Annotated in this window: 17 protein-coding genes; 8 read left to right on the forward strand and 9 right to left on the reverse strand. The window is 62.8% G+C overall.

Annotated features, from left to right (window positions below):
- The first annotated feature begins 97 nt into the window (after nt 1-97).
- Together ABY403_RS06745 and ABY403_RS06750 are read left to right on the forward strand one after the other, a co-directional pair.
- On the forward strand, nt 98-286 hold the full coding sequence (locus tag ABY403_RS06745; protein ID WP_372839994.1) for a heavy-metal-associated domain-containing protein: 189 nt from the start codon (nt 98-100) through the stop codon (nt 284-286).
- A gap of 131 nt (nt 287-417) precedes the next feature.
- Nucleotides 418-594, forward strand: coding sequence for a hypothetical protein (locus ABY403_RS06750; protein WP_372839995.1), 177 nt, complete (start codon nt 418-420; stop codon nt 592-594).
- Nucleotides 595-682: 88 nt separating this feature from the next.
- On the opposite strand, the gene ABY403_RS06755 is transcribed toward ABY403_RS06750, so the two are convergent.
- The 5 genes from ABY403_RS06755 to rpmB form a co-directional block, all read right to left on the reverse strand.
- A complete protein-coding gene (locus ABY403_RS06755; protein WP_372839996.1) occupies nt 683-1,036 on the reverse strand; it encodes a hypothetical protein in 354 nt (117 codons plus the stop codon).
- A gap of 163 nt (nt 1,037-1,199) precedes the next feature.
- Nucleotides 1,200-1,625: a copper chaperone PCu(A)C gene (locus tag ABY403_RS06760; protein ID WP_372839997.1), complete on the reverse strand. Its 426-nt coding sequence runs from the start codon at nt 1,623-1,625 to the stop codon at nt 1,200-1,202.
- Between the two features lie 366 nt (nt 1,626-1,991).
- Nucleotides 1,992-2,210 (reverse strand): copper chaperone PCu(A)C, encoded by a 219-nt coding sequence (locus tag ABY403_RS06765; protein WP_372839998.1) that lies wholly within the window; start codon nt 2,208-2,210, stop codon nt 1,992-1,994.
- A 5-nt stretch (nt 2,211-2,215) separates the two neighbouring features.
- Entirely contained in the window at nt 2,216-2,452 is a 237-nt protein-coding gene (locus ABY403_RS06770; RefSeq protein ID WP_372839999.1) for a hypothetical protein, read from the reverse strand.
- Nucleotides 2,453-2,713: 261 nt separating this feature from the next.
- Nucleotides 2,714-3,001 carry a 50S ribosomal protein L28 gene (gene rpmB, locus ABY403_RS06775; RefSeq protein ID WP_372840010.1) on the reverse strand — a complete coding sequence of 96 codons (288 nt, stop codon included), beginning with the start codon at nt 2,999-3,001 and terminating at the stop codon, nt 2,714-2,716.
- A 298-nt stretch (nt 3,002-3,299) separates the two neighbouring features.
- Here rpmB and ABY403_RS06780 point away from each other — a divergent pair, with 298 nt between their 5' ends.
- On the forward strand, nt 3,300-4,211 hold the full coding sequence (locus tag ABY403_RS06780; RefSeq protein ID WP_372840000.1) for a sulfurtransferase: 912 nt from the start codon (nt 3,300-3,302) through the stop codon (nt 4,209-4,211).
- 48 nt (nt 4,212-4,259) lie between these two features.
- Here the strand turns inward: ABY403_RS06780 and ABY403_RS06785 are convergent, their stop codons facing one another.
- Nucleotides 4,260-4,583 (reverse strand): hypothetical protein, encoded by a 324-nt coding sequence (locus tag ABY403_RS06785; RefSeq protein WP_372840001.1) that lies wholly within the window; start codon nt 4,581-4,583, stop codon nt 4,260-4,262.
- 197 nt (nt 4,584-4,780) lie between these two features.
- Here ABY403_RS06785 and ABY403_RS06790 point away from each other — a divergent pair, with 197 nt between their 5' ends.
- The 3 genes from ABY403_RS06790 to ABY403_RS06800 all read left to right on the forward strand — a co-directional run bounded on the left by ABY403_RS06790 (nt 4,781) and on the right by ABY403_RS06800 (nt 8,168).
- Nucleotides 4,781-5,431: a protein-L-isoaspartate O-methyltransferase gene (locus ABY403_RS06790; protein ID WP_372840002.1), complete on the forward strand. Its 651-nt coding sequence runs from the start codon at nt 4,781-4,783 to the stop codon at nt 5,429-5,431.
- Nucleotides 5,432-5,538: 107 nt separating this feature from the next.
- Nucleotides 5,539-6,909: a TolC family outer membrane protein gene (locus tag ABY403_RS06795; protein ID WP_372840003.1), complete on the forward strand. Its 1,371-nt coding sequence runs from the start codon at nt 5,539-5,541 to the stop codon at nt 6,907-6,909.
- A gap of 80 nt (nt 6,910-6,989) precedes the next feature.
- Nucleotides 6,990-8,168: a hypothetical protein gene (locus ABY403_RS06800; protein WP_372840004.1), complete on the forward strand. Its 1,179-nt coding sequence runs from the start codon at nt 6,990-6,992 to the stop codon at nt 8,166-8,168.
- Nucleotides 8,169-8,476: 308 nt separating this feature from the next.
- On the opposite strand, the gene ABY403_RS06805 is transcribed toward ABY403_RS06800, so the two are convergent.
- Nucleotides 8,477-8,797: a DUF6280 family protein gene (locus tag ABY403_RS06805; RefSeq protein ID WP_372840005.1), complete on the reverse strand. Its 321-nt coding sequence runs from the start codon at nt 8,795-8,797 to the stop codon at nt 8,477-8,479.
- 213 nt (nt 8,798-9,010) lie between these two features.
- Here ABY403_RS06805 and efp point away from each other — a divergent pair, with 213 nt between their 5' ends.
- A complete protein-coding gene (gene efp / locus ABY403_RS06810) occupies nt 9,011-9,574 on the forward strand; it encodes an elongation factor P (protein WP_372840006.1) in 564 nt (187 codons plus the stop codon).
- Between the two features lie 11 nt (nt 9,575-9,585).
- Here efp and ABY403_RS06815 read toward each other — a convergent pair whose 3' ends face one another.
- Nucleotides 9,586-10,323 carry a folate-binding protein YgfZ gene (locus ABY403_RS06815; protein WP_372840007.1) on the reverse strand — a complete coding sequence of 246 codons (738 nt, stop codon included), beginning with the start codon at nt 10,321-10,323 and terminating at the stop codon, nt 9,586-9,588.
- 102 nt (nt 10,324-10,425) lie between these two features.
- On the opposite strand from ABY403_RS06815, the gene ABY403_RS06820 reads away from it, so the two are divergent.
- Nucleotides 10,426-11,625 carry an alanine--glyoxylate aminotransferase family protein gene (locus ABY403_RS06820; RefSeq protein ID WP_372840008.1) on the forward strand — a complete coding sequence of 400 codons (1,200 nt, stop codon included), beginning with the start codon at nt 10,426-10,428 and terminating at the stop codon, nt 11,623-11,625.
- Between the two features lie 247 nt (nt 11,626-11,872).
- Here ABY403_RS06820 and ABY403_RS06825 read toward each other — a convergent pair.
- Nucleotides 11,873-12,884, reverse strand: a 1,012-nt coding sequence (locus ABY403_RS06825) for a pyridoxal phosphate-dependent aminotransferase (RefSeq protein ID WP_372840009.1), incomplete at its 5' end; no start/stop codon positions are given.

The following is a 12,884-nucleotide window of genomic DNA, read 5'->3' on the forward strand; positions in this document are numbered from 1 at the left end:
ACCCCATAACACGCGTGATACGCAGCGCCCCGCCGCCGCTTGACCCCCCGCTTCCCGCCTGCGAGAATGGCGGCCGATCGAACGCCCGGAGGCCCTCATGATCCTATCTGTTCCAGACATGTCCTGCGGCCATTGCAAGGCCACTATCGAGGCCGCTCTCGCCGCCGTCGGCGCGCGCGTCGAGGTGGATCTTCCGGCCCGCGAAATCACCGTGTCCGGCCTTCCCGCCGCCACCGTTCTGGCCGCGCTGAAGGGGGCAGGCTACCCCGCCGAGGTGGTCGGCTGAGGGCCGCCGCCGCCGCCGCCGCCTTCGCCGCGGCAACATCCTTCGCCGCGCCCGCGGCCCATGCCGGGCCCGTGGGCGACGCCTGCCTCGCCCTCACGGACGCACGCCCCGGCATCGTTCTGTGTGGCTGCTTGCAGTTTCTGGCCGACCAAAGCCTCGGTAACCGCGACCAGCGCCGCGTTGCCGGCTTTTTCCGTGACCCCGACAAGGCCGAGACCGCGCGTCGGTCAACCCGCCCCGACGACCGTGAGTTTTGGGCGCGCTACACCGACTTCGTGCTCAAGGCCGAATCTCTCTGCCGCGAATGAGTGAAGGGGCTGTGCCGTAAGGGGCGCGGGGGACGCGTGATGAAATGAATGCTGTAAATCTTTGCCGTTCTTTGCGGGCCTGGAACTTTCAGGCCAGCACAGGCGGCCCCCTGGCACGCGCCGTCACGAATGAACGCGAATGCAGCAGACGGGGTTCGACGAGGATCAGATCGCTAACCCGCCCGGCGGGGCGTTCGACGTTAAGCGGCGTGTGCGCGATAGCAGCCAGCAGGCCCAGCGCCATATCCGGGCAGATTTGAACCTGCGTCACCTCATTGCCGAACTCATCGACAGAGATGGTGGTCAGCCCATACCCAGAACAGATGACAATCTCGCCCGCAACACGGGTCTGGCCGCGCGCCACCGCCATGGTGACGCTGGTCACCGCCAGTAGCAGCGACAAGCCAAACGCAGCAAAGCGATGCGGAACGCGAGTCATCATGGCGCAATTATAGCGCAACTGCGCGAATAGATGGCAAGGAAAACGTGTAAAAAGCGCAGGTTCACGCAAATGCGATCAAAACCGGGCCCCGCGCACAAAGCTACGGGCGGGGCCAACGCCCCGCCCGCGCTGCAACCGCCAGCCCCAGCGGGCTGGCCTCAAGTCATTTCACAACAGCTTCGACCGGCAATTCAATACCTTGCGCAAACTTCACCGTCACAGTGACCATGTCGCCAGCGTTCAGCGGTGCCTTGAGGTCTTTCAGCGCCAAAAGCACGCCGCCCGGTGCCAGCACCAAACCGGCGTTGCCGCTGATGTTGATACCCTCGGGCTGCATCGCCAGCTCAGGCACGCCCTTGTTCGACCAGATGGTCGAATAAAGGTCCACGCCCGCGGCTGCATCGGTCATGCCGCCCATCAGCGTCACAAGATCCCGGTTCGAGTTCTTGATGACCATGTAGAGCGCTGCGGAATCTTCCATACCCGCCAGCGGCATGACATAGGCCCCCTCGACCGACACATCTTGTGCGAATGCGGGAAGCGCAAAAGCGACCGCGCCGACTGCCAGCAGGTATTTCACGGATTTCATTTGATAACTCCTTCTACGGTGTAGTGCAGAATGGCTACATAGACGCGCATGGCGAGCATCGGCGGCGCGCGCATTCCTGCCGATGCTTGATAGTTGATTTGCCCCACTGCCATAGGCTGCCCGAAGGCAACTCTTTACCGATCCGATACCCGTGGCAAAGCCACGTCCGGAGGCGCTGAGTAGCAGTGCCGGGCAGTCTTGGCAGAGCTTTCGAGAAGCTCAACCATCATGTGCGCAATATATACCTTTTAGCGTCGGCAGCGCATGCGACAAGTTGTGCAAAGGCCCGCTTTCACGCAATTGGGATCGGCTGAAATGAATCGGCGCAGCCGCGGCCTTGGGCCTTTTCAACAGCTTATCGGCGCGTTACGGCTGGGCCGGTGACATCGGCACGGTACCCGCTGGCGCACCGACGACAATCTGCGCCGACACGTCATCAGCCTTCTCGAACGTCAGCGTCAGCGTGACCACATCGCCCATTTCCGGCCTTGGGTTCATGCCCGTGAACATCACATGATCGCCGCCGCGTTGCAGCAGATGGGTGCCGCCAGCGGGGATAGCCCAGCCGTCGGGAGCCCTGACCATCTGCATCACGCCGGTCGGGCTGGCGGTATGGGTGTGCAATTCGGTCCTTGCGGAATTGGCGAACTGGCCCCCACCAAACGGACTTCGGTGGGGCCGGTGCTTTCGATTACGAGATACGCGGCACCTGCCGCCATCGCGCCACGGGAAACGATCAGGTACTGGCCCGAGAACAGAATGTCTGCCGAAGCGGGTAGGGCAATCGCACAGACGCCTGCGACCAGAAGTGCTTTGAGAGAAAGCATGTCAGTGTTCTTGTGTGAGCATCGCGTGGGAAAGGCACCGGGAGAATCGAGATGGGCCGCGACACACGCCGCGCTGCAAAGATCGCGCGCGATAAGCGATATGAGATAAGGGCATGCCAAATACCTCATGCGCCCAGCATGCGCCTATTGGCGCGCAGGCATAGCGGGCAACGGACGCCGAAGTAGCACATTGCAGTGACTGCCAACGTAAAAGGCCCCGCCGTTTCGGGCGAGGCCTTCAAATATTGCTTGTCAGCAGAATCAGGCGGCGCTTTGCGCCTTATTGATTGCTTTCTTGATTTTCAGGGCGTTGACCGACAGATCTTCGTCGCGCGCTTTGGCGAGGAAGGCGTCAAGGCCGCCGCGATGGTCTACCGAGCGCAAGCCAGCCGCCGAAATGCGCAGTTTGAACGCGGTGCCGAGCGCGTCGGACATCAGCGTAACTTCGTTCAGGTTAGGCAGAAAGCGACGCCGCGACCTGTTGTTGGCGTGGCTTACCGTGTTGCCCGACATCGGGCCTTTGCCGGTCAATTCACAGACGCGCGACATGGCGTATTCCTTCGTTTCCCAAGGCTGCCAAGGCGCAGCCACAACATCAATGGGCGCCGCCATGGCAGCGCCCCCAATTCCGTTGCGGCTGGATACGGTCTCAGCCGCGCCTCGTCAAGCAATGAATCGCTCTGCCGAGCAGCGCCTCTTATCGTCGCTAGGAAGTGATAGCGCAAGGACGTGATTTGCACTTGCCAGCGGCGCGGTCAAAACTACAGCCTGAGATTGCTGCCTGTCACCGGCTTGTCGGTGGGCAGCAATGCGCACTGCGCGACGCCCCGGAAATGAAGGATCCCCGATGTTGAAGATATTGACTACGCGGTTTGCGCTGGCCCTTGCCGCGCTGTTTATGGCGCTGTCGCCCGCGTTGGCTGACGGATTGCCCGGCCCGCTTGCGCCACCATCTTGGCTTGCCGACAATTTGGGTCGGGATGATCTGGTGGTGATCGACATCCGTGGCACCACGGCTGACGATTATGCCGCAGGCCACGTGCCCGGCGCGGTCTGGTCTGCCTATCCCGGTGCGTGGCGTGGTGCGGGGGCTGTGCCGGGTTCGGTGCCCGAAACGGCAGATCTGCAAGCCACGATCGCGGCGCTGGGTGCAAATGACACAAGCCTTGTGGTGATCGTATCGGCAGGTAGCGGCGCGGTCGATTTTGGCGGTGCCGCGCGCGTCTACTGGAGCTTCAAGTATGCGGGCCACGACGAGGTGGCGATCCTCGATGGTGGCTGGGCAGCTTGGGTGGCCGACGCCTTGCGCCCGGTTTCCACTGACGCCGTGACGCCCGCCCCCGGCAATTTCGTGGCGCAGGTGCGCCCCGAGCTTTTGGCCACCACTGACGAGGTTGTGGCTGCGCTGGATGGTAGTGCCACGTTGATCGATGCGCGCTCTGCGGCGCAGTATTCTGGCGCACAAGGTGGTGCGGCGGGCGCCGCCGGGCACATTCCCGGTGCGCTCAACCTCGAACACGCTACGCTTTTCGACCCTGCGGCCAATCGCCTGAAGCCGCTTGACGATCTGCGTGCCCTGATGCCCGCTGAACTTGCCGACCCTTCAGAGCCCGTAATTGCATATTGCATGGCCGGCCATCTTTCAGCGACCGACTGGTTCGTGATGCACGAATTGATGGGGCTGACGAACGCGGCGCTTTACGTGGACTCGATCACAGGCTGGACGCAGGATCCCGCGCGCCCACTGGCCACCAATTAAGCAGATATCATGCCGTTTCGGCGAGGGCGCGCCCTCGCCGGGCGGCCCTTATGTCGTGGGCTCTGGCACCGGGGCTTCAGTGATCGGCTGGGCACCAAGCATTTCGCCCAAGCCGGCGTCGATCAGCGCGGCAACCAGCGTTTCCATGTCGGTCTGCATGTTTTCGAAAATCACCACCGCCACTTCGTCGTCGACCAACATCTCGACCGATATCACGCCCTCTTGCCGGCTGAGAACGAACTCGATCAGCGGCGGCTCTGAAATCGGGCAGCTGAAATCGATCGGAATGGTCAGTTGCCGCGGCTCTGCAAATGCGACCGAGCCCGAAGCGAGCAGGGCGAGTGCGGCAATTGGCAAGCGAAGCAGGTTCATCAGGGCGTTCCTTTGGGGGCTGCGGACGGGATGGAGCGTTCAAGATAGCGGCCGCCCGTGCCGATGCCAAGGAAACTGTGCCACACCTTTCAAGCAATTTGTGGTGTAGGCGGGCTAGCCGTGCGGGCACGGTTGCGGGTGCCCCGGGAATGTGGCAAGACTTCGCGCAGGCTCAATCCAGACCGAAGAGTTCACCGATGCAAGATTTTGCGACGCGCCGCACCATAATGGTCGACAGCCAGATCCGCCCCAACGATGTGACGAAGTATCCGGTTATCGAGGCCATGTTGGCAGTTCCGCGCGAAGATTTCGTGCCCGAGCGCAGCCGCGAAGTTGCCTATGTGGGCGATGACATCGTCATCGCGCCCGGGCGGGTGATGCTGGAGCCCAGAACGCTGGGTAAAATGCTCGACGCGCTCGATTTGCAGGACACCGACCTCGTGCTCGATGTGGGCTGCGGCACCGGTTACGCCGCGGCGTTGATTGCGCGCATGGCCGAGGCGGTTGTGGCGCTAGACACCGACGAGTTTGCGAAGGCAGCTCAGGCCACTCTGGCGGCGGTAGGTGCCGACAATGCGGTTGTGGTGGCTGGTGAGCTTGCCGAAGGCGCGGCCAAGCACGGCCCCTACGACGCGATCCTTGTTGAGGGTGCGGTCGAGGTGCTGCCTGCGGCCTTCGAAGAGCAATTGCGCGAGGGTGGCCGCATCATCTGTCTGTTCCGCAAGGGCCCGTTGGGGATTGTGCGGATGGGACGCAAGATTGACGGCGTCATTGCATGGCGGCATGCTTTTAACGCAATGGCGCCGGTATTGCCGGGTTGCGAGGCCGAGCGTGGCTTTTCGTTCTGATCCGGGCTTCGACGGAACTATCGCCAGCCAGCGTATGATGGCGGTGCCGCGAAGGTCCAGGTCAATTAAGGCCCGCGACGGGCGCTAGGGATGTGGAGTTTGCAGAGATGAAGAACGGCGTGGTCAAGGCTTTCGTACTGGCGGGTACACTCGCCACCTCGGCGTTCGTAGGTGGCGCGGTGCAGGCGCAATCATTGGCCGACGCGATGGTCGCAGCATACCGAAACTCCAACCTTCTCGAGCAGAACCGTGCGACGCTGCGCGCAGCCGACGAAGACGTGGCGCAAGCCGTCGCATCGCTTCGCCCGGTGATAAGTTGGAGCGCCTCGACCAGCTATAATTCGACCGCAACGAACACCACCACCAACCTGCTTGCGTTGAGCGCCTCGTTGACGCTTTACGATTTTGGCCGCAGCAGGATCGGCATCGAGTATGCCAAGGAAGCGGTCCTTGCAACACGCCAAGCACTTGTGGCGGTTGAGCAGGATGTTCTGCTTTCGGCGGTCAGCGCCTATACCGGCGTAAAAAGCGCCACAGAGACTGTGGCTATCAGCCGCAACTCGGTGCGCGTGATCGGTGAATCGCTGCGCGCCGCAAACGACCGCTTTGCAGTGGGCGAAGTGACGCGGACCGACGTGGCGCTAGCCGAAGCGCGGCTTGCGGCAGCGCGTGCTGCCTTGACCGCAGCCGAAGGCCAGCTTGCCTCTGCGCGCGAAAGTTACAGGGTTGTCACGGGCAGCTATCCCGTCTCGATCAACGGCTTGCCGCCGGCACCCGCGCTGCCCAAGTCGCTTGCCGAGGCAACGGCTACCGCGCAGCGGTTGCACCCATCAATTCTGCAAGCGCAGCATCAGGTGACCGTCGCGGAACTGGCGGTCCAGGCCGCCGCCGCCGAACGTTTGCCCACCATCAAGGGTACGGCCTCGGCCTCTGCATACGACTATTCTGTCAGCGACAACACGCAGCCGCTGGGCTTGTCGCTGACGATGTCGCAGACACTTTACGCGGGCGGAACACGCTCGTCTGCGCATCGCCAGGCATTGGCCAACCGCGATAGGGTGACCGCCGCGTTGCTGCAAACTACCCGCATCATTGCGCAAAACGTTGCCGTATCCTGGGCCAATATCGAGGTTGCAAAGGCGCAGATCATCTCGCTCGACCAGCAGATTGCGGCCGCGACCATCGCCTACGAAGGTGTCAAGGAAGAAGCGACGCTTGGCGCGCGCACCACGCTTGAAGTGCTCGACGCCGAGCAGGAACTGCTTACTGCGCAGGCTGACAAGATTACGGCGGAAGCCAATTATCAGGTATCACTCTATTCACTTTTGTCGTCTATGGGTCTGCTGACGGTTGAACGCCTGAACCTCGGGATCCCGACATATGATCCTGCCGCCTACTACAACGCCGTGCAGAACGCGCCGCATACTTCCGTCCAAGGTGAAAGCCTTGACCGCGTGCTGCGCGCTATCGGCAAGTAGTATTCCGGGCAAGGTTTCGTTGTCTTGACCGTCGCGCACGGGTAGACTCGTGCGAACAGGTGAAATTGGCGGAGGGCCCGATGTCTGAATCTCGGACGCATGCAGAGATCGAGGATGTACTGTCCTCGATCCGGCGCCTGGTTTCACAAGACGGGGTGGCGCCGCGGCGCACTGGTCTGTTTCGCACCGCCGATTCATCACCGCGCTTGGCAGAGCCTGCTGCGGCAGCGGCAGAAACCTTGGTGCTGACCCCAGCGCTGCGCGTAGCGCATACCGCCCCCACAAACGAACCTGTCGCCGCGCCCCCCAGCCCAGTTGCCGAGACGTCTTTGCAACCGGAACCGCGCAACGGCGAAGATGTTGCATTGCCCGAACCTGCGCTGGCTGCAAACGCCCACGACGCCGCCAACGCAAATGAGGCCGTTTCGCGCGCTGATACCGCAGAGGCAGTGTTGGTCGATGCTCAAACGGAAGAGTTTCCCGATTCCGGGCTGACCATCGCGTCCGATTGGCAATTGCCCGAAGCGGAAACCAAGCCTGAAAACCTGAACGACGAGCTTTCGCGGCTAGAATCGACGATTGCCGAATTGGAAGCCGCAGTTGCCGCCAGCGATGAGCGGTTCGAGCCCGAGCACGGCGACGATTTTTCCTATGCGGCACCGCGGGACGCATTGACCGCAGCTTTTGTGCAACCGTTCCCGGACGAGATTGCCGATGACACGCCAGAGGAACCCGCTTTGGCAGAGGCAGCCGAGCCGGAAGAACCCCCGCGCGCCACGGAAGCCGAGGCAGCACCAAGAGAGCCCGAGTTTGCGCCACATTCGAATGCCTTCGAGCCTGAAGATCGGCTGTTTGATGCCGTCGAGTGGGTTGATCCGCTAGACCCCGCTGAGGCCGAACTGACAGCCGCGGATTGGGCCGAGGAAGACCTCGAAGAAGAGCCTGCGGCAAAATCCGCGCCACCGCGCCGCCTGCATCTGGCCGACGCCCAACCCGCAACACACAGCGCCAAGCCACCGCTTTCGAGCTACGATCAAATGCGCCTAGATGCCGAGAGCGAGCTTTCCGAGGCAGAAGAGGCAAGCCTGTTTGCCGCGACCGCTGATATGATGATCGACGAAGCGGCGCTGCGCGCAATGGTGTCTGAAATCATCCGGCAAGAATTGCAAGGCACGCTTGGCGAGCGCATCACCCGCAGCGTGCGCAAACTCGTGCGCCGCGAAATCGGCCGCGCAATCGCAAGCCGCGATTTCGATTAAGCTTGTAATTGGCAGCGCGCATCTTGCGGCGACAAGGGCAATAGCGGGCGGCGCACCAGCCCGCGCCCAATGGCAGAACCCCGGCTACAACCTGCCGTAGACGCCGCGCCGCTGTGGCGGGGTGCGTCTTGGCGGCGCAGAGTGCGCGCGTTCGCACTGTCTGATTGCGCCTAGATGCTGACCTGTGTTCAGAGGCAAGGGCCACTCGAATCGCTTCACAAGCGTATGCGCGACGCGCCCACCCATGCGCAAAAATACAAACCGCGCCGGAGTGCGGCGCGGTGTTCGTCATGCAAGGAATGCAAATCTCAGGCGGCTTCGGCCTCTTCGGCGGCAATGCGGCGTTCGCTTTCTTCGCGCGAAAGCGCGACCGAGGTGCGCACACCTTTGCCGACAAACTCCATCAGCCCCTTCACCACGCGCTCGTTCGGGTCGATGCCCGCGCAGGAAAGCACTTCGCGGCCATCGCGCGACCGTGCCCAGCGGGCGATCTGCTCGGGGCCATTGCCATATTTCTTGTCATCAGAAATGGCATCGTCCAGCGCTGCCAGCACAACTGCTGCGAACAGCTTGCGCGAGCGCTGCCCTTGCTCGTAGTTGAATGCGGAGCCGTCAACGAAATCGCGCATTATGATGTCCTTTTTATTGCTCTTGCGTTTCCGGGCGTGGCGGCAAATATGGCGTTTCTCCCGCGATTCGATATGGCCCACATAGCATGTCAGTCATGCGTTTGGTGCATACCTCTTCGCTGAGGGGAGCGAATCCCGTCGGGTTGCCAGCCGACAGTGCGCCCTATATAGGGGTTTGTCGGCAGCAATCAACCATTTCAGGCGAGCGAACCCATGGCCAAAATCAACGGCAACGAAATCCGTCCCGGTAACATACTGGAACATGACGGTGGGCTTTGGGCGGCCGTCAAGGTCAACCATGTGAAGCCCGGCAAGGGCGGTGCCTTTGCGCAGGTCGAACTCAAGAACCTGCGCGACGGGCGCAAGCTCAATGAACGGTTCCGTTCCGAAGACAAGGTCGATCAGGTCTCGCTCGACTTCAAAGAGCAGCAATTCCTGTATGAAACAGACGGTAGGCTGGTGTTCATGGACGCCGAGACTTACGAGCAGATTGAACTTGATGCCGAGCTTCTGGGCGAGCGTCGCCCGTTTCTGCAAGACGGCATGACCGCGCAGATCCAGTATTACGGCGACGAGGCGCTGAGTGTGCAACTGCCGCAAAAGGTGCGCTGCCGCGTGGTGGAAACCGAGCCGGTGCAAAAGGGGCAGACCGCCGCCAACAGCTTCAAGCCCGCGATCCTCGACAACGGTGTGCGGATCATGATTCCGCCCTTCATCGGGCCGGATGAAGACATCATCGTTCACACGGAATTGATGGAATATTCAGAGCGCGCCTGAGGTTCTGCCGCCTATTCGGGCCAAAGCCTCGCCGCGCCAGCGCGCATTGCGTCACCCAGCCGGTCGAATCGCGCCATTGCAAGCGCGCGCCCACCCGACTGGGTGCCAAGCACGCCGACCTCGCGCCCTTCAGCCTCGATCGGGGTGCCAACCGGGGCTGCGCCCTCTATGCCAAGCCGCACGAGGCCTTTGCGCAACTCGGTCTTGTGCTTCATCCGCGCCGTGACCTCTTGGCCCACATAGCAGCCCTTGCGAAAATCGACACCGTGCAGCCGTTCGAACCCGGCTTCGAGAATGTAGCTTTCGCCGCTTATCAATTCGGCACCGGTTTCGGGGATCATCAGATCAACGCGCAGTGCGTCCCAGTCGGTGCCATCGTCACCGGCGCGGGTGCCGTAAAGCCGCCAGCCAAGGGCGGCATCGCGCGGGTCGGGTAGCGCGCCTTCGGGCGCGGGGCCGGTGCCTCGAAACACGTGCAGATCGGAGGGCGCAATCGCCACATCGGCGCGCAGCCGATACATCTGCAACCGCCGGGCCAGATCGTCGGCCTGCTCTGCCGCTACGTCGAGCAGAATTGCGTCACCCGCCGCGATCAGAAAGAAATCGGCCAGAAACTTGCCCTGTGGCGTCAGCAGCGCCGCATAGATCGGGCCGCTTTCGATGTGGCGCAGATCATTCGTCACAAGCCCCTGCAAGAAATGCTCGCGGTCCTTGCCGGTAATCGAGAAAATCTGCCGCTCGTTCGCCATGCCAGCCTCCATTACCCCATCCTGTCAGATCCGCGCTCTGCCGCCAATTGACCTAAGCCGGGACGCGGAATAGGCAAGGGGGCCGAGCAAAAGGAGACCGACATGAGCCTCGCCCAAGGCCGCCCCTATCTGGCCATCCCCGGCCCTTCAACTGTACCCGACAGGGTGCTGGCGGCAATGCATCGCCCGGCTCCGAATATCTACGCGGGTGGGCTGGTCGAGATGGTCGAAACGCTCTGGCCCGATCTGCGGCGCTTGGCGATGAGTTCGGGGCATGTGGCGCTTTACATCTCGAACGGGCACGGGGCTTGGGAGGCGGCAAATGCCAACCTCTTCTCGCGCGGTGACCGGGCGCTGGTGCTTGCCACCGGGCGCTTCGGCGTTGCATGGGCCGAGCACGCAAGCGCGATGGGGGTTGATGTCGAGATGATCGATTTCGGCAAATCCACCGCCGCAGACCCGGGCAGGCTCGAAGCGGCGCTGCGCGCGGACCGCGACCACAAGATCAAGGCGGTGCTGGTGACGCTGGTCGATACCGCAAGCTCGGTGCGCAACGACATTCCCGCAATGCGCGCGGCCATTGATGCGGCGGGCCACCCCGCGCTTTTGGCCGTTGATGGCATCGCAGCACTTGGCTGCGATGAGTTTCGCATGGATGACTGGGGCGTCGATGTGCTGGTTTCCGCCAGCCAGAAAGGCGTGATGCTGCCGCCGGGGCTGGGGTTTGTGCATTTCAACGACCGCGCCTTGCAGGCATCGCGCACATCTGACCTCGCCACGCCCTATTGGCGGTGGGAGCCGCGCGCACTTGGTGCCGAGTTCTATCAGCATTTTGCGGGCACCGCGCCCACGCATCACCTGTTCGGTCTGCGCGAGTCGCTGACCATGATCCTTGAGGAAGAAGGACTGCCGCATGTCTGGGCGCGCCACGCCACGCTGGCGCGCGCGGTCTGGGCGGCGTTCGCTGCATGGGGGCAGGGTGGTGACATAGCGCTTAACATCGCGGACCCTGCGCGGCGCGCGCACGCTGTAACCGCCGCGCGGATCGGCGGTGGGGGGGCTACGCGTCTGCGTGCGTGGTGCGAACAAGAGGCCGGGGTGACGCTGGGCATCGGGCTTGGCATGGCCGCGCCAACAGACCCGACCTATGGCGATTTTTTGCGCGTGGCGCATATGGGCCATGTGAACGCGCATATGACGCTGGGCGCGCTGGCGGTGATGGAGGCCGGGATGCAGGCGCTTGGCATTGCGCACGGGCCCGGTGCGCTGGCCGCCGCCGCTGCGGTGATTGCCGGGGCGTAAGGCGCGATCAGGCTTCGCTTTCGTCTTTGGCCGATGATTTCCGGCTTTCTTGTTGAAGCGCGGCGAACTCTTCGCGCTCGGGCACGCTAGGACCTGGGCGGGCAACGGAGAAGTTTTCAGAATAGGCACCAAAAGCGAGCGCGAATGCCAAGGGGCTGAGGCGGAGTGCGCGGCGGGTTCTGGTCATATGGTCCTCGGGGTTGTTACGGCACCTAATTGGGGTGCCGTAACAGCCACTTCAACTCACCTAACGGTGAGCCGCCTTCAATGCGCGAGGAAGCGCCTTCGCGAAGGCGTCGATCTCGCGCTCGGGGCCACAACTGACGCGGATACAGCGGTCGTGAGGGGCCACGAACGGCATACGAACGAAGATGTCCGCCTCGACCAGTTCGGCCAGAACGCGGCGGGCATAGGCCCCGTCGGCCCCGCAATCGATGGTGACGAAATTGGTGGCTGAAGGCAGCGGCGTCAGGCCATTGCTGCGCGCAATGCGCGCAAGCGCGTCGCGCGCGGTGGCGACCTCGGTTTGCACATGGCGCAACCAGTCCTGATCAGCCAATGCCGCCAGCGCCCCTGCTTGGCTGATACGGCTCATGCCGAAATGGTTGCGGATCTTGTTGAAGGCCGAAATCAGCGCGGGTGCGGCGATCGCATAGCCTACGCGCGCGCCTGCCATGCCGTAGCCCTTGGAAAAGGTGCGCATCCGGATCACCCGCGCATCGCCCGGGTCGATCTGGGGGGCGGTGCCGGGGGGCGCGAGGTCGATGTAAGCCTCATCCAGCACCATCAGGCAGCCCTCGGGCATCGCTTCGACCATTTGCGTTATGCGCTGGCCGGGGTGGTGGCTGCCCATCGGGTTGTCGGGGTTGGCGATGTAAAGCAGTTTGGCACTGGTGCCCGCTGCCGCCGCAATCAACGACCACGGGTCTTCATGCTCGCCCGCATAGGGCACCTTGTGCAACACGCCGCCAAAGCCTGCGACGTGGAAATTGAAGGTCGGGTAGGCACCGTCCGAGGTGACGACAGCATCACCCGGCCCGACCGTAAGGTGCACCAGATAACCCAAGAGCCCGTCAATCCCTTCGCCCACAACGATATTCTCGATACCGCATCCATGATGCGCCGCAAGTGCGGTGCGCAGATCGAAGTTCTCGGGGTCGCCATACATCCAGCTTTCTGCCGCAGCCGCCTGCATCGCCTCGATGGCGCGTGGCGAGGGGCCGAAGCCGTTTTCATTGGCGCCGAGGCGGGCGGCAAAG

The sequence above is a fragment of the Phaeovulum sp. genome (assembly GCF_041596715.1).
GTDB lineage: Bacteria > Pseudomonadota > Alphaproteobacteria > Rhodobacterales > Rhodobacteraceae > UBA6213.